At 44.8% G+C, this 16,188-nt stretch carries 11 protein-coding genes and 1 tRNA gene; 7 read left to right on the top strand and 5 right to left on the bottom strand.

Features of this window, described 5'->3' with window-relative positions; translation table 11 throughout:
- Positions 1 to 13: 13 nt before the first annotated feature.
- Positions 14 to 1,159 carry a papain-like cysteine protease family protein gene (locus CLV42_RS33090; protein ID WP_106606237.1) on the bottom strand — a complete coding sequence of 382 codons (1,146 nt, stop codon included), beginning with the start codon at positions 1,157 to 1,159 and terminating at the stop codon, positions 14 to 16.
- A gap of 252 nt (positions 1,160 to 1,411) precedes the next feature.
- Between CLV42_RS33090 and CLV42_RS33085 the strand changes: the two genes are divergently transcribed.
- From CLV42_RS33085 to CLV42_RS33075, 3 genes are all read left to right on the top strand, one after another.
- Positions 1,412 to 3,511, top strand: coding sequence for an exonuclease/endonuclease/phosphatase family protein (locus CLV42_RS33085; RefSeq protein ID WP_146154551.1), 2,100 nt, complete (start codon positions 1,412 to 1,414; stop codon positions 3,509 to 3,511).
- A 105-nt stretch (positions 3,512 to 3,616) separates the two neighbouring features.
- Positions 3,617 to 5,920: a hypothetical protein gene (locus CLV42_RS33080; protein WP_106606235.1), complete on the top strand. Its 2,304-nt coding sequence runs from the start codon at positions 3,617 to 3,619 to the stop codon at positions 5,918 to 5,920.
- Between the two features lie 89 nt (positions 5,921 to 6,009).
- Positions 6,010 to 6,882, top strand: coding sequence for a hypothetical protein (locus CLV42_RS33075; protein ID WP_146154550.1), 873 nt, complete (start codon positions 6,010 to 6,012; stop codon positions 6,880 to 6,882).
- A 98-nt stretch (positions 6,883 to 6,980) separates the two neighbouring features.
- On the opposite strand, the gene CLV42_RS33070 is transcribed toward CLV42_RS33075, so the two are convergent.
- The 3 genes from CLV42_RS33070 to CLV42_RS33060 all read right to left on the bottom strand — a co-directional run bounded on the left by CLV42_RS33070 (position 6,981) and on the right by CLV42_RS33060 (position 8,296).
- Entirely contained in the window at positions 6,981 to 7,352 is a 372-nt protein-coding gene (locus CLV42_RS33070; RefSeq protein WP_106606233.1) for a hypothetical protein, read from the bottom strand.
- Positions 7,353 to 7,524: 172 nt separating this feature from the next.
- Entirely contained in the window at positions 7,525 to 8,124 is a 600-nt protein-coding gene (locus tag CLV42_RS33065) for a hypothetical protein (RefSeq protein WP_106606232.1), read from the bottom strand.
- A 97-nt stretch (positions 8,125 to 8,221) separates the two neighbouring features.
- Positions 8,222 to 8,296: transfer RNA gene (locus CLV42_RS33060), tRNA-Glu, on the bottom strand.
- A gap of 167 nt (positions 8,297 to 8,463) precedes the next feature.
- On the opposite strand from CLV42_RS33060, the gene gap reads away from it, so the two are divergent.
- The 4 genes from gap (at position 8,464) to CLV42_RS33040 (ending at position 15,303) form a co-directional block, all read left to right on the top strand.
- On the top strand, positions 8,464 to 9,480 hold the full coding sequence (gene gap / locus CLV42_RS33055; protein WP_106606231.1) for a type I glyceraldehyde-3-phosphate dehydrogenase: 1,017 nt from the start codon (positions 8,464 to 8,466) through the stop codon (positions 9,478 to 9,480).
- A gap of 116 nt (positions 9,481 to 9,596) precedes the next feature.
- Positions 9,597 to 10,793, top strand: coding sequence for a phosphoglycerate kinase (locus CLV42_RS33050; RefSeq protein ID WP_106606230.1), 1,197 nt, complete (start codon positions 9,597 to 9,599; stop codon positions 10,791 to 10,793).
- An 81-nt stretch (positions 10,794 to 10,874) separates the two neighbouring features.
- A complete protein-coding gene (gene dctA / locus CLV42_RS33045; RefSeq protein ID WP_106606229.1) occupies positions 10,875 to 12,137 on the top strand; it encodes a C4-dicarboxylate transporter DctA in 1,263 nt (420 codons plus the stop codon).
- Positions 12,138 to 12,150: 13 nt separating this feature from the next.
- Positions 12,151 to 15,303: a sensor histidine kinase gene (locus tag CLV42_RS33040; protein ID WP_170117742.1), complete on the top strand. Its 3,153-nt coding sequence runs from the start codon at positions 12,151 to 12,153 to the stop codon at positions 15,301 to 15,303.
- A gap of 60 nt (positions 15,304 to 15,363) precedes the next feature.
- Here CLV42_RS33040 and CLV42_RS33035 read toward each other — a convergent pair whose 3' ends face one another.
- On the bottom strand, positions 15,364 to 16,152 hold the full coding sequence (locus CLV42_RS33035; protein ID WP_245901799.1) for a TPM domain-containing protein: 789 nt from the start codon (positions 16,150 to 16,152) through the stop codon (positions 15,364 to 15,366).
- Positions 16,153 to 16,188 lie beyond the last annotated feature (36 nt).

The raw sequence follows: 16,188 nt of genomic DNA, 5'->3' as shown, positions 1-16,188 counted from the left end.
GCGATTATCCATATTAGGCGCCCATAAGGTCGTCTTGTTTTTCTGTGACGGCTTTCTGTCTGAATACCAACTCTTTGAAACTGCCTTCATTGAGTACATTATCTTCCTGGCCGAAGTGGCGGAGCAGATAATAGCGGTCATTTTCCTTATTTTCGGTACGCAACCAAAGTGCTTCCAGGTTCAGCGCAGGGAACTTCAGCACTCTCATTTCTCCCTCTATCTCCTTTTCCCGCAGGCTGGATTTTATTTTTTCCATGCCATTCTCAATACGATTGAGGTAATCGTCGTCAGTACTTACCTGTAATACCTGTGGATCATCCTCTGTAGTAGCGAGGTCGTAGAGCGCTACAGGCTTCTTCTGATCCAGTTCTATCACACGAAGGGAACTAGGTCTTTCAGGAATCTTGATATCCTTATCGATGTCTTTTAGGCCTACGACATATGCGTGATGTGCGAAGCTCAATTCCAGCTCGGCAGCGGTCTTGTCGGCCTTCAGATCAGGGCGCTGTAAACGGATCAGCGGACGAACTTCAGGTATTGGCTTGAGTAATTCCGGTTTGAATACGAGGTCTTTGATCCACATAAAGTAAAAATGTTTTTTCGTGATATAGCTATGTGTCCAGGAACCGCTGCCCTGATAATTGGTAGAAAACTGGTTAACGGTGAGTACGCTTTTGCCATAGATGGGGTCATCAATATGGAAATATTTGGTGTTCAATATTTTTGAAACACCATAAATGGCCATAAAGTGGCCGCCACCGCCAGACCAGCCTATGCGGGTACCTACCACCAGACCGGCATCAATTTGCGCTTTAACAGCTTCCCAGGTCATCGTGCCGCTTATCAGTTGAACAAAGTTCTTCGTGCGTGTCAGTGCCTTGTCGAGGTACCAGGGTACGTTACAGGGGCCGGGTACGGGTGAAGTACAACAGGTCTGTCCGAGTTCGGCAGATGCGATTTTACATTGTGTCCATGGATTTAACAGTGCTGAATAAAAGAAGGACACACTTTTAGAAGTCGCTGCCCAGCACCAGTTGGACTGTGTCTGCGCTTCCATATTAAAATTAAGCACTGTACTCGAATAAAAGATGTTCCAGATGATTAGTTCGTCTACGAAAGGTTTGTGAATAACCTGTTCCTGAAGATTTGTGAAATTCATGATGTATGATGTTTTGGGATTAAAAATTAGAAGCTCGCTGTGGAATCGTAAGAACAAAACTACCTGCTTCTGTAATATCTGCAAAGCGTAGAAATACCTGATTTAGGCGAGTTGGAACTCTTTGGTCCTCAATATGTTTACAGGAAACAGCAGAAAAGGAATAATGAGAAAAACGGTCCGGTTTGCCCGGCTTTTAACTATCTTCGAATACCCGTTGTGCCAACTGACAAACAAACGCTAATACACTACCCTATGCGACAGGAAAAAAGAAGTGTTAACACATCCGGCAGTTCTTCCCGGGCTGCGGCAAATAACAGTAATTCACAGAGTATATCGAAGCCTGCCGTTGTTCCGTTTCAGAAGAAAGACTCCCAATCGTTTCACGGAAAAGAGAATAATTCATTCAATGGCTCTTCTAATACCCAACAAATGTCCCTCAACGGCTCAGGACTTGTTGTACAACGAACAGTTGCTGAAGCGTTAGCATATTATTCTGAAATAAAGGAGACGCATGTGGAGAGTGAAGATGAGGTAGACTTTGATAATATGACAGATAGGGAATATAGAACGTACCAGCGATTAAAAAAAAAAGAGGGTTATAAAGAATCTATAGAGCCTCGCAGGAAAGAAGAGCAGAAGAAGAAGAAGGAACAGCCGAGGGGAAAGAAAAGAGTAGCATCAGAAACTAATAAGCCCGTAAAAAAAAGGAAAACGGAGAAATCAAATAAGAAGAAGGAATCAGGTAATTCCCAACGGGTGGGCATTGTGACCTGGAATATAGCTCACTTTGGCGGTGGAAAAGAAGGGAGAGCGTTTAATGAAAAGAAAATCACCGAAATCGTTAATATGTTTAAGAAAAACAATTGGCTGGATATTATGGTAGTGCAGGAAGTGAATGATATTGACTTGTTTGAAACGCTGATAGGCCGTACTGATTTACAGGTACTAACCGGGGGCCTTCCTATGGGGGCGCTTAAAAAGACCGGTACAGTGGGACAAAGTGAGGATTATGCCGTTGTTACGAGGAAAAGTAGTGATTGGAGTATAATCAGCACTGATTCTTACTATCCGGGAAGTGGAATGGATGTTTGGGAAGAGTCCGATAATATGGAGATAGGCAGCCCCGTACGATTTAACAAGAAAGCATTTGAAAAATCATTAGCTCCTTCCTTAACGGAGAAGGAAAAAGATGATTATGTTAACATGACAGATGAGCAGAGAGAAAATGGTCTTGCTCCTGAATTAAGAGAATACCTGAAAGAACTGGAGAACGACTTTGGCAATGAAGAAATCAATTTTCGTAAAGATGAGGACGTTGACATGGAAGGGGAATATATCAAATGGAATGAAAGTCATGGAAGTAGGGATGTTTGGCGTGACCGGGGAGGAAATTTGGAGCTGAAACGGAATATCGAGAACGGGAATAACGATATACTTTTATTTATAGAAGATCTTAACAAGCGATTGAAAACCCAGGGGTTTAAGCAGTTTAAAGATGTTATACCTGAGGATAGAACCGGAAAAGGGCTTACCAATAAAGCTTATTACAGTCAGTTGAAAACATGGGTAAATGCTGTCATAGTATTCCTGGGGCGCCTGGATGAACAGGGTTTCGCAAATGATATTAAACAACTGAATGCGCATCTTCATAATGTGGAAACGATGATTAGGATAGAAGCAGAGGAAAAGGGCACTTACAGGCCAATACGACGGTATTCGATCAATAGTGAAGAAAGAAATATAAACCTTGCGTTGAATGTTGTGCATACATCGCCCAGTGATGAAGGAAAGACAGCAGATGGTAAGAAGAGAATGAAGGTTTTTAGCCAGATATCATCTGCCCTTGAAGATATGTCGAAGCGTAAGAACTCCAATGAGGTGATGATTGGTGATCTGTACATTAATCCGAAGGATCTCGTTGAAAAAAATAAAAAGGCCGAGACTGTTTTTGATGAGAAGGGAGTGAAAATTGCCGGTGATACCACTGCTGCAACAAATAGATGGTCGAATAAAAAAAATAAGGTCAAATACAACCAGGCAGATATTATCCTTGTAAATAAGGATACCAAAGTCACGCGTGGTGGTATTGTTAAACGGGAAAAGGGGGGGCTGGAAACTGTTGATGAGCATCATAGGGAAACAGATAAGTGGACAACAGAGCAAGGGGAACAAAAAGCGTTTAGTGATCATGCTCCTGTGGGTGCAATAATCGATCTTAAAAAAAGGATCGGGGTGAAGCTTCAAAAAACGGCGACCGAGGAAATGCTGGAGGGCACAAACAGAGAAAAGGTAGAAATGCCTGGTAATCCGTTTTTTTCACTATTGTGGAGTCCACCAAAGGATGAAAAGTAGAATAAACAGGGTAGGCGCTGTCACCGTTGACCGGAATTTGTGACATAGTTAATTTTATATATATTTACCATTATTCCTTCAAGCCCTGACCTGAGTGTTTAACCTATGAAACTTTATTTGCTCGTATTTTTTTCGTTTTTCCTGCAATCAGTAAGGGGGCAGGTGCTGCTTACCAGTTCTTTACAGCCCTTTTCGCAAGAGAGCCTGCAGTTTGCTGATAAATCGCTGACCGCGGTGGACAAACCTTATAAAGTTGTATATATCCCGGTATGGAACTATGTCATGCCACCTGAAAATCTGATCGATGAAAAGACCACCCTGACACAATTGCGGAATGGAGAGTGGGGGGGCGATCCGGATTATCTGCAGCAGGCACTTGCTGAGCAACAGGCGGCGGATCTCATAACAGCAAGGAATTATTTTGACAAACTGGGAGACAAAACAAATACCATTCTGGTGTTGGATAACATTGTGCAAACAATTGAGGTAATTGATGGAAATGCGCGTAAGAAATACCTGGAAGGGCGCCAGTTTGTTTTCGGGGATGGAATACCAGCTTCCATCAGACAAGTAATTACAAACTACTCGCCAGTGGCGCAACTGGATTTTAATGATCAGACACTCGCTGTTAATGATAAATACCTGGAGGAGTATACTTCCATTCTGGTAACAACTGTAAATAAAAATGGTGCAGGTAGTATTGCCGAGGATGAGTATCCTAAAATGATTCCGTTATTGATCATGATTGTTGATGGAATTGGATATATACATGCTGATCCGGCAGCGGGTTTGGCGAACCTTACAGACGAGGAGCAGGAGAAGTTAAAGACAATCATCAAAGAACGTGTAAATGTAGTAGATATTAAATTTACCCCCATTGATTATAGACTTAAGGATAAGGATTTTCCTATTTATGGAATGGAAATGGTATATGCCTATAAAGAAAAGAAAACAGATGACTTTATTCTCCGTCCGAATAAAGCAGCCAACAGAACCTGGAAACTGAATGATAAGGTAATGGAGACCATCGCCGCAACTGACAGGACCTTTTCTTTTACTGCTTTTATTCCGGAGAAAGATGTAGCCAGCAAATATGTGTTAAAGGATGGCGAAAATATATTTACAATCAGTACAGATGTGGGGACAGACTACGACAAAAAGAATCCGACAACGACTTTGGAAATTAAGTTTTTGTATAACAGCAACAAGTTCTTCCTCAAAGCAGGCATCAAAGGAAAAAAGCCGGAACGTGTCAATTTTGGTGAAATCATCGGAGATAATGACGGTCATCCGACATTAAAAGTTGGAGATAAGGTAGACCTGTATTTATATAAACAGGAGGGAGAGACGGAAAAAGTTGTCAGTACTGCTATGTGGACGACGGACAATGAGAAATTTGTGACTGCAGATCATTATGCGGTGACCATTGTGGACCGCAAGAACACCATCATGGTGAAGGCAGATCAAGATGGGTATTTAAATATCATGGACTTTGCTTATCAGAAACCAGTAGTAAAAGATATTGAATATTCGTTTGTAAATATAAATGTAGATGCATTGCCACAGGACAGCAAAGAGAATGCGAAAACGCTGTTTAAGAATGCACTTAAGAGTATTAAGGAAAAGAACAAAGCACTTTCTGCTTATTTTGTCAGCAATAATGCAAAGATCCAATCTTATGTACTGCCAGGAAGCGATCCTTTGCTGGTAAGACCCAAAACTCCAGAGAACGAAGGAACCGTTTTAATGGGATTTGCCAACAAACAATTGGCAGCAACATATCGATATGGGCATCTTGATGTGATTAATATAAGTAAGACAAAAAAGGGAATAATACAAGATGCAACACTTGTTGTCAGGATCTATGGTGCTGATCAACAGACACTGTTAGATGCATCACTTGCTCCAACCGCCGAAGGTAAAGCCAAAGCAGAATTTATTTTAACTAGATTGGCGAAAACAGATCAAAATATGTCAGACAAGGTCCGCGCGCTTATTGCGTCACGTCGGCTGACTGCAGAGGCATTGAGTGACTGTTATGAGCTTGTTCCGGATGACAAAACGGTATTGTCTTCCTATTTCGGAGGCATGACGACCAAAAAGCTTATATATCTTAACTATGACGGAATACTCGCGTCAAACATGACGCCTCCTGCGACCACAGATGATAAATTTACCAGTGTCACTGCTCATGAAATGATGCACGTATACTTTACATCGATGAACTACTATTCTGTATTGAAGTGGTCAGTAATCCGGGATAAGCAGATGCAGTACGGATATGGTCTGGGAAAGAGTGATTGTAGTATGGCTGATGGACATGAGGAGTATAATCCGGAAGATCAAAAAACCTGTGACGAAGAGAAAAATTATATACCAGCACCCAATCCAGGAAGCGTACAATTATGAGGAAATTAATGACAACATTGTTATGTTTTGTTTTAAACTGTGTTTTTTTATACGGACAAAGCGGACCTCATCAAAGAGTGCCAGATAGTGTGTCCAGGTATATTATATCGCAGATAAATGCGGCCATTCTTCAACACCGGGTTGATTATAATCCCGAATTGACGGAAGCGGACAAGATCTTTAAAAAGATTGGCAACCAGACACTATATAAGGACGCGGCCTGGATCTTATTTGAAGACCCGGAAGTTTACGACGCACCAAAGCTATTGATGCAGGTTGACAGATGGCCGGAGGTGAATCCATTGGCGCATTATTACATCGTAACCAAACAGGAGAATCGTTTCGCAATGGATTACTCCTTCCGCCCATACAAGGGTAAGCTGGCAGATACTTTATATTCAAAAAAGTACGATAGCAATAACAAGTATTTCCCTGCTGATGGACGTTTTCTCGTTTACTACGATGAGCAAAAGGGTATTTTCCGGTATCTGAGCGGCAACTTTTTTCAGGACAGGATAAATGGTGACTGGTATATATATGGAACAGCTATGATCCCTCAGATCCGTTTGGCGCAGTATGCAGTCAGACCTCCTGAAAGCTTCCTTGTTAAAGGAGATACAACCATTTATAAAATGCCCGGCTCCCGTGCTATTACCCATGGCACTCCCGGCAGATTTTTGGTGAAGACCATTGAGCAATTTCCTTATGATTATGTGGAAGTGGTCTACTATAGTAATGTGGTGTCTGAAACGGGAGATAAGGACGTCCATCATTTTTATGAAATAAAACAGCTCCGTGATTATACCAGAGGATATCCTGTTACACGAGAAGTAAGCAAGCCAGTTGTTCGGCTGCTGGATGGGAAGGAAATGGCGGCATTGGAGGGTTATTATCGTGAACCGGTGTATAATTTTGGGAATATTGATCCAGCTGGGATTCCGGGGGGATCTACCACCAAATAAAACGGGATAATACTTTTGTACTATCCCGTCCGTGTTGGTACCGCATGCCGGGGAATGATTTAACCAGGTTATATTGGTACCTTATACTACTTCGCTTTTCATATTTTTTGCGGAGCCCTGTTGTAGTAAAACTTCTCACTTTCTATCAATCCATCATGCCAGTGTTGCACAGATATCTGTATGCGTTTGCTGGATTTCTTTGTTTCTTTATTGGTGATGGTCATTTCCCATTCACTAAAAACTACATTTCTGTCTTCATCAATTGCCTGATCCATCAGAATACTGTCAATATCAAAAATGTCAAGTATCATTTTTTCATATTCCATACAGGTATCCTTTCCTTTTCTCGGACTGTCCTCATTTTCCTGCATCTGTACATCATGTGCATAGAATAAATCCATCGCCTTTAAAGTTTCCTTGCTGGTGATAAGGTTATTAAGTGCATGAATGTTCTCTTTTAATGTAGTCATGAGCTAAAGTTACGACGAATAAGTTGAAGGATATTTAATTGCGGTAAAGGAGACAAGCTAAGCCCTTTTATACAAAGATTGTTTCAGCCGAAAATTCCCTGTATGAAAGGTGTCGGACTATTGGGTGGAGGATAGTTTCATACAATTATGGGTCACTTGAATTTTTTTCGACTTATCCTGCATTGGAAATAGATACCAGTTTCATCTGACCATCTATCATTTTGAATTCAAGACTTTCAGATCCACCTAGTGGTGTTTCGAGTAGTTCGCCATCCTTGTCATATTTTGGTTCCTCTCCATTAGCTATATTATTTGATTCATAGCTGATCCACATTCGCTGTTCTGCCCTGCGGAAGGAGATGGTACATTTGTAGTACCATTTATTGCTGCCCTGGTATTCTGGTGATTCAACGAATTTTTTCTCGAATACTTCCTTTGTTTTGATCTTTAAGAATACAGTGACGAATTTCTTGTGGAAGATCTGGTCAAAGTAAAGCATGAATAATTTTTCGGTCAAAGGTGTTGCATTACTGGCCAGTTGGTTAATGGCTTTCTGCGTCAGGGAATCATTCGCGTCATTATTTTCCTGTGCCAGGTACCAGACATTGCTGACACTAAACGGGAAATCAAAAAACTGTTTGACGGTTTCTTTATCACGTTGATAGATGGCATCGCGCAAGGTGCGGAGCTGTTTCAGCCAGATGCTGTCTGGTGTTTGTGCATAGGTACGCAGCGTGGTGAATAAAAGGAATAGGATAAGGATGTGTTTCATTATTTAAATTTATAGGGTAGATATGTTCTCATAATGTACCGCGAATTGCCTCAAAAGAAAAACGGAGATAATACTTTCGTACTATCTCCATCATCTTTGGTACCGCGTACGGGAGTCGAACCCGTCATTCCTCCGTGAAAGGGAGGCGTCTTAGCCGATTGACCAACGCGGCTAATCCCCTCTTTTACATGATCTCCATGTTTAGAGGACTGCAAAGGTAATCTCAATTTTGATATTTTCAAAAAAAACTTGCTTAACTTAAATTTATATTGCTTTATCCCGCTATAGCTTGTAAATTCGCTACTCAATTTTTTTCAATCTCAACAAACTCAGTGTAAAATGGGAACTACTCTTAAAATCGGTATTAATGGTTTCGGTCGTATCGGCCGCTTAGTATACCGTCAGATCTACAAGATGCCAGGTATAGACGTGGTAGCTATTAATGACCTTACAAGTCCCGCTGTATTAGCTCATCTGCTGAAGTACGATTCTGCACAGGGTCGTTTCGATTCAGAAGTTAAACATTCTGATAATGCCATCATCGTTGATGGTAATGAAGTAAAAATATACGCACAGAGAGATCCTTCACAAATTCCCTGGAAAGAACATGGTATTGATGTGGTGATTGAATCTACAGGTTTCTTTACAGACAAAGATAAAGCAGCCGCTCACCTGACTGCAGGTGCTAAAAGAGTAGTTATCTCTGCTCCTGCTACCGGCGACCTGAAAACAGTAGTTTTCAATGTAAACCATGACATCCTGGATGGTAGCGAAACTATCATTTCCTGCGCTTCATGTACTACTAACTGTCTGGCGCCAATGGCAAAAGTACTGGACGATACCTTCGGTATCGAACTGGGTACTATGACCACTATCCACGCTTATACTAACGACCAGAATACACTCGACGCTCCTCACCCTAAAGGTGACCTGCGCCGTGCACGTGCTGCTGCCGCTAACATCGTTCCTAACAGCACTGGTGCTGCTAAAGCCATCGGTCTGGTACTGCCTGGCCTGAAAGGTAAACTGGACGGTAGCGCACAGCGTGTTCCAACTATCACCGGCTCCCTGACTGAACTGGTAACCGTTCTGAAGAAGAAAGTGTCTGTTGACGAAATCAACGCTGCAATGAAAGCCGCTTCCAGCGAGTCTTTTGGTTATACAGAAGACGAGATCGTGAGCAGCGACATCATCGGTATCACTTACGGTTCCCTGTTTGACTCTACACAGACTAAGATCGTTTCTGTAGGCGACAAACAACTGGTGAAGACCGTATCCTGGTACGATAATGAAATGAGCTATGTATCTCAGCTGGTACGTACTGTGAAGTACTTCGCCGGTCTGATCAGCAAATAAGCTTATTGCTATACTGTAAGTGGTGAATGGTAAATGGTGTTTATACACACCATTCACTGTTCACCATTTATATTTTATTCTCAGATTACATCTCCATCTCTTTAAAATAATTGCAAATGAGTCAATTCTCCGACTTCAATTTCAACGGCCATAAGGCTGTGGTACGTGTTGATTTTAACGTGCCACTTAATGATAAATACGAGATCACTGACGATACCCGTATGACTGCTGCCGTACCTACTATCAGGAAAATCCTGAAAGATGGCGGTAGCGTGATCCTGATGTCTCACCTGGGTCGTCCGAAAGATGGTCCTACCGAGAAGTATTCCCTGAAACACCTGGTTTACCACCTGGTAAAACTGCTGGATGGTGTGACAGTGAAGTTTGCTGAAGACTGCATCGGTCCTGTAGCTGAATCCGCAGCTGCAAGCCTGCAGGCCGGAGAAGTGCTGCTGCTGGAAAACCTGCGCTTCTATAAAGAAGAAGAAAAAGGTGATAAAGGCTTTGCAGAAAAACTGTCCAAACTAGGTGATGTTTACGTGAACGACGCCTTCGGTACCGCTCACCGTGCACACGCTTCTACAGCTGTTATCGCTGAATTCTATCCTGCTAACAGACGTATGTTTGGTTTGCTGATGGAAGCTGAAGTAGGTAACGCTGAGAAAGTGCTGAATGGTGCAGGTAAGCCTTTCACCGCTATCCTGGGGGGCGCTAAAGTAAGCGACAAGATCCTGATCATTGAGAACCTGATGGAAAAAGCCAACAATATCATCATCGGTGGTGGTATGGCGTATACCTTCCTGAAGGCGCAGGGTAAAGAGATCGGTAACTCCCTCTGCGAAAATGAGAAACTGGACCTGGCGCTGGAACTGCTGGCTAAAGCAAAAGCCAAAGGCGTACAGCTGATCCTGCCTGTGGATTCAGTAGCTGCTGATAAATTTGCTGCCGATGCAAACACGCAGATAGTAAGCAATGATAACATCCCTGCCGGATGGATGGGACTGGACATCGGAGAGAAATCTGTAGCGCTGTTCAGCGAAACGATCCAACAGTCAAAAACGATCCTGTGGAATGGTCCGATGGGTGTTTTTGAAATGCCAGCTTTCCAGAAAGGTACCAAAGCCGTAGCTGATGCTATCGTGAACGCTACCGCACAGGGTGCATTTTCCCTGGTAGGCGGTGGTGACTCCGTAGCGGCAGTAAACCAGTTTGGCCTCGCTGAAAAAGTTAGTTACGTGTCTACCGGTGGTGGTGCAATGCTGGAATTCTTTGAAGGTAAAACCCTTCCTGGTATTGCCGCTATCAAAGGTTAATCGTTACATACTATATTAAGAACGCTTAGCGCTGTATGCAAATCGCACGCAGCGTTAAGCGTTTTTTTGTATCTTGACTATATGAGTAAATTATACAGGCATCTATACTTTCAGGTAGTCGTTGCAATTGTCCTTGGCATACTCGCCGGCGCCCTATTCCCCTCCATCGCTGCTACCGGTAAGTTAATGAGTGAGATGTTTATTAACCTGATCAAAATGCTGATCGCTCCTATCATCTTTCTGACTATCGTGCTGGGTATCGCCCGTATGGGCGATATGAAGAAGGTGGGCCGTGTAGGAGGGAAAGCGATCCTGTACTTTGAGATCATCACCACCCTGGCCATTGCCATCGGATTATTGGTGGCCAATCAGCTGAAACCAGGCGTGGGGGAGGCCTTTCAGAAGATGAACACTGCTGCCGTGGCGAAATACCAGCAACAGGCGGAAGAGTTCAAATGGTCTGAGTTTCTCATGCATATTGTTCCCTCCAACGTAATAGACTCCTTTGCGAAAGGAGACATCCTGCAGGTTCTGATCTTTGCGGTGCTGTTTGGTTACGGTGTTACCAGAATGAATGGTGCCGGCAATTCTCTGCTGGCTACTTTCGAGAAACTATCCGAAGTGTTTTTTAACATCCTGAAATTTATCATGCGACTGGCCCCGCTTGGTGCTTTCGGCGGAATGGCCTATACAATAGGCAGCTTCGGACTGGAATCCTTATATCCCATGCTGAAGCTGATGGGATGTGTATACCTGACAATGTTATTATTCATAGGCGTAGTGCTGGCAGGCATTGCGCGTATTTATCGTTTCAGTCTGTGGCATTATCTTAAATTTATCCGCAATGAAATATTGATCGTACTGGGCACCTCTTCCTCCGAATCCGCCTTACCGGGTCTGATGGCGCGGCTGGAAGAACTGGGATGCGCCAGGCAGGTAGTTGGATTGGTAGTACCGGCCGGCTATTCCTTCAACCTGGATGGCACCAGCATTTATCTTTCTATGGCGGTGATATTCCTGGCTCAGGTCTATGGCGTAAATTTGGATATCTGGCAGGAGCTAACCATCATCGGCATTCTGATGATAACCTCAAAAGGAGCTGCCGGTATTACCGGCAGTGGATTTATTGTACTGGCATCTACCCTTACAGCTATTAAGGTAATCCCCATCGAAGGATTGGGTATTCTGATCGGTGTGGACCGTTTTATGTCGGAAGCGCGTGCTATTACTAACCTTATCGGGAATGGCGTAGCCACCATCGTGATGGCCAAAAGTGAGAATGCTTTTGATGAGGGGAAATACCAGGCAGCTGTTGGTATCGGCAGGGTACATAAAACAATTTAACGCTTTCACCATCTTGAAGAAACTGCATTTGTCGAAACGCTTATCTGTTTCAGCCTTGCTGCTATGGCTGATGGCATGGTATTGCCCGGACATGCAGGCGCAGGGTACAGCTTATACTTTCTCACATCTCGACCGTAAAGACGGACTGGCCAGTAACCATGTTTCCGCCATTCTCCAGGATAGCAAAGGCTTTATATGGATTGCCAGCACAGCGTTGCAGCGCTACGACGGCATTAACCTGGTGACGATCGCCAGTTTTGATAAAGTGCCCGGATCTATCTATTATGATGATATCTGCCTGTGTGAGGACAATAAAGGAAGGATCTGGATGGGAGCCCCGGATAATATCCGATATTATGACCCTGCACTATCATCGGTGGCGGTGCTGAAGATTGATATTCCTCCCTCTCCCCAGGGCAACCTGAATTGTAGCCGCATCATACAGGACCATGCCGGTGTTATATGGGCTACCACGCAGGAAGGGCTGTTACAGTATGACGAGGAGCACCGCCGTTTTATCAAGCCAGGGAATATTCCTGAAGCTATACGGGAAAACCTTTACAGCGCCATCATTGAAGATGCTAAAGGTAACCTGTGGATCAGCGGACGTGATGGTATCTATCTATTCGATCCTTCCCGCAGACATCTCTACTATCATGCAAACAATCCCCATCATAACCCCCTGCTCGCTGTCAGGAGCAGCGTCAAAAGATTTTATATAGACCGCCAGCAACGCATATGGATGGCCGCCAGAGCAGGCGATACGCTCTATCAGTATCACCCTGATACCCACCAGTTGAGCACCTTTTCTTTTACCTTGCCCTCAGGTAAAAATATGGTGACGGATATCATCGCCGACAAGGGAATGAATATCTGGGTGTCCACCGAAAACGGAGGTATCTACAGGTTCAATGAAAGCACCCGCAAATTCACCACAAATATCCAGGCCCATAATGAAGACGATCAGAGCCTGCATTATGACTTTGAGGTGAATTGCTTTCTGAATGACCGTAACGGCCGCCTCTGGGTAGGAACAGATCTCGGTGTTAATATCTTAAATATGCCGGACAGCTCCTTCCGGATCATGGACCACCGCACAGTGTTTAAAGGTACTGAAGAGCGATTGCCCAGGGCGGAAGTAACAGGGCTGTTCCAGGACAGTCGGGGAAATATATATGCCGGATACTGGGGAAAAGGGTTTAATTGGTTAAATCCTTCACTGGAGCTGAAAGGCCAGTTCCTACACAATACCAGGAGCCCGGCGTACCAGTTGCCGGAAGAGCGTGGTCTTGTCTGGAGCTTTGCGGAGATGCAGGATGGAAGCGTACTCGTAGGGCAGGAGAATGGCCATCTCTCTGTATTTGATCCGGAGAAAGGTATGTTCGTGAATCACTATCATTCCCCGGCGTTTGGGGAGCAGACCCTGATGACTATGCTGCCGGAAGATGATACTGCTGTCTGGATAGGATTGTATAAGAGAGGACTGGTGCGATGGGATACGCGTACCAATGAATTTGTGCGTTACCCAGGACTGCTGGAATATGTAAGACGACCTATAACGGTAATGGATATAGCCCGTCAACATGATTCTCTGTTGTGGATGGCTACCAGCGATGCGGGCCTGATCAGGTTCAATATAAAGACCGGAAAGGTGAGCAAATCCACGCTTTTCATACAGGATAAACTAACGGTCAGCAATATTACCTGTATTGAATTCCTGGACGATAGCACCCTTATAGCAGGAACTGATCATGGTCTCTGGGTCTATAACACCGTTAATGCAAAGGGAAGGCCTTTAATGATCAATGGGGCCCTCTTCGACGAATGGGTGCTGAACCTGCAGGTGATCGGCAAAACAGGCGTCTGGTTCACTACCCAGTATGGTTTTTACCGCTTCAACAAGCCAGGGGGAACCATTGAAACATTTGTACAGTCGGGAGATATTATAGATAATAACAGGAAGGTGCGCCGTTCCGTAAGCCAGTTGCGGGATGGCCGTTTGATGGTAGGGGCTTCGGATCATTTTGTGATATTCGATCCTGCAGCCCTGGAAGTAGCGCCACCACCACCGAATGTGACGATCCTGGGCTTTCGGGCCATGGACAGCGTGATCAACATAGGAGTGGAGGGCGGCCGGTATACGCCGGTTACGTTGTCGCACCGGCAGAACTTCATCAGTATCGAATTCAAAAGCCTGCAGTACCACCATGAGTCTGTGGGATACCTCTACCAGATGGAAGGGGTTGATGAAGAATGGGTGAAGGCAGAAGGATTGCTGATAGCCAGATATACCAACCTGCCGCCCGGCAGCTACCTGTTCAAGGTACGTAGTGTGAATCCTGCCGGCACGTTTTCAACAGGTATCACCACTCTTACGATCAACATATTACCTGCTTTCTGGCAGACGGCCTGGTTCCGCATATTATGTGCATTCCTGACCATTGTGCTGATCTACATCTATTTTAAACTGCGGGTGAATGCTGTCAAGAAAGAAGCACGCCGGCGTGCAGTGATCCAGCAGCAGATAGCACAGCTGGAAATGAAAGCGCTGCGTGCGCAGATGAACCCTCACTTTATTTTCAATGCCCTGAACTCTATCCAGACCTTCATGATGAAAAGGGAGACAGAGCAGGCGCTGTCTTACCTGAGCCGTTTTGCAAGACTGATCAGGAATGTATTGGACAACTCACAGTTGAATAGTATCCCGATATCGAAGGAGCTGAAGATGCTGGAAAACTACCTGGAGCTGGAGAAGCTGCGGTTTGGCGATCAGTTCAGTTATAATATTACCGTAGATGATGCGCTGGATCCTGACTTTACAGATATCCCCACTATGATCTTACAGCCTTTTGTGGAGAATGCCATCTGGCACGGATTGTTACATAAGAAGGGAGATGGCCGCTTGTCTATCACTTTCGAGCAGCGGGAGGGAAGCTTGTTGTGTGTGATCGAAGACAACGGTATTGGCAGGGAGAAAGCCGCTGCACAGCGACAGCAGGGAAATGAGCATCATTCCCGCGGACTACAGATTACAAGAGACAGGCTGGCATTGTATAACAGGCGTTTCAACCTGGATGCCACATTTGATATAGAAGACCTGTACGACGAAGCGGGGCAACCCAGTGGTACACGGGTGAATGTCTGGTTCCCGCTGACAGAGATATAAAAGAAACAGGCTGTCGCTTTAAGCAGACAGCCTGTTTCTTTTATACGGTAGTTTACGTTATTACCAATTGCCGCTGGCGCCGCCTCCACCTCCGGAGCCGCCACCAAAGCCACCGAAACCTCCGCCACTATCACCACCGCCCCAGCCTCCGCTGGAACTTCCGCCACCGAAACCGCCAAAGCCGCCAAGACCTCCGATAGTAGGGCCTATCCAGCCGCCGGAACCTCTTCTGCTGATGGTAGTGCCGCCACCGCCACCCCGGTTTCTTATGATAAGAAGGATGATGATAATGACAAAAATGGCGATGAACAGGGCATTACTGCCTTTCCCTTTGCCGCTGCGGCTGTTGGGATCTGCTTTGTATTCTCCTGCAGCAGCTGCAATGATCTTGTCGGTTGCCTCGTCAAAACCCTGGTAATAGTGCTGCTCACGGAAATTAGGCTTGAGCGCTTCGTCTATGATACGGTTGGCAATAGCGTCAGGCACTACACCTTCCATACCATAACCCGTTTCGATACGTACTTTCCGGTCCTGTATGACAGCCAGTATCAGAATACCGTTGTCCTTTCCCTTCGTACCGATACCCCAGTCCCGCAGGATCTTCAGGCCCACTTCGCTGCTTTCGTAGTCGCCGATGGTGTTCATCGTGACGATCGCAATCTGTGTGGAGGTACTATCGTAATAGGCGCGGAGCTTGCGCTCCAGCGTTTCTGCCTCGTCACCTAACAATACGCCTGCCAGATCATTTACCAGCCGTGGAGGATTAGGACGGGGAGGAATATCCTGCCCCTGTACTTTCCATCCGGTGAATAACAGTATAACCAGCCATAACCAGCATATTTTCCTCATCATATAAAATTTTACAGTGCGGGGGATGATCAGCCG

The sequence above is a fragment of the Chitinophaga ginsengisoli genome, from assembly GCF_003014595.1.
In the GTDB taxonomy this organism is placed as follows: Bacteria; Bacteroidota; Bacteroidia; order Chitinophagales; family Chitinophagaceae; genus Chitinophaga; species Chitinophaga ginsengisoli.
This window is presented reverse-complemented; position numbering and strand designations above follow the sequence as displayed.

Bases quoted from the DNA above. Each gene is read 5' to 3' on its own strand.
- CLV42_RS33090 (WP_106606237.1), bottom strand. From the start codon at position 1,159: ATGAATTTCACAAATCTTCAGGAACAGGTTATTCACAAACCTTTCGTA.
- CLV42_RS33085 (WP_146154551.1), top strand. From the start codon at position 1,412: ATGCGACAGGAAAAAAGAAGTGTTAACACATCCGGCAGTTCTTCCCGG.
- CLV42_RS33080 (WP_106606235.1), top strand. From the start codon at position 3,617: ATGAAACTTTATTTGCTCGTATTTTTTTCGTTTTTCCTGCAATCAGTA.
- CLV42_RS33070 (WP_106606233.1), bottom strand. From the start codon at position 7,352: ATGACTACATTAAAAGAGAACATTCATGCACTTAATAACCTTATCACC.
- CLV42_RS33065 (WP_106606232.1), bottom strand. From the start codon at position 8,124: ATGAAACACATCCTTATCCTATTCCTTTTATTCACCACGCTGCGTACC.
- gap (WP_106606231.1), top strand. From the start codon at position 8,464: ATGGGAACTACTCTTAAAATCGGTATTAATGGTTTCGGTCGTATCGGC.
- CLV42_RS33050 (WP_106606230.1), top strand. From the start codon at position 9,597: ATGAGTCAATTCTCCGACTTCAATTTCAACGGCCATAAGGCTGTGGTA.
- dctA (WP_106606229.1), top strand. From the start codon at position 10,875: ATGAGTAAATTATACAGGCATCTATACTTTCAGGTAGTCGTTGCAATT.
- CLV42_RS33035 (WP_245901799.1), bottom strand. From the start codon at position 16,152: ATGAGGAAAATATGCTGGTTATGGCTGGTTATACTGTTATTCACCGGA.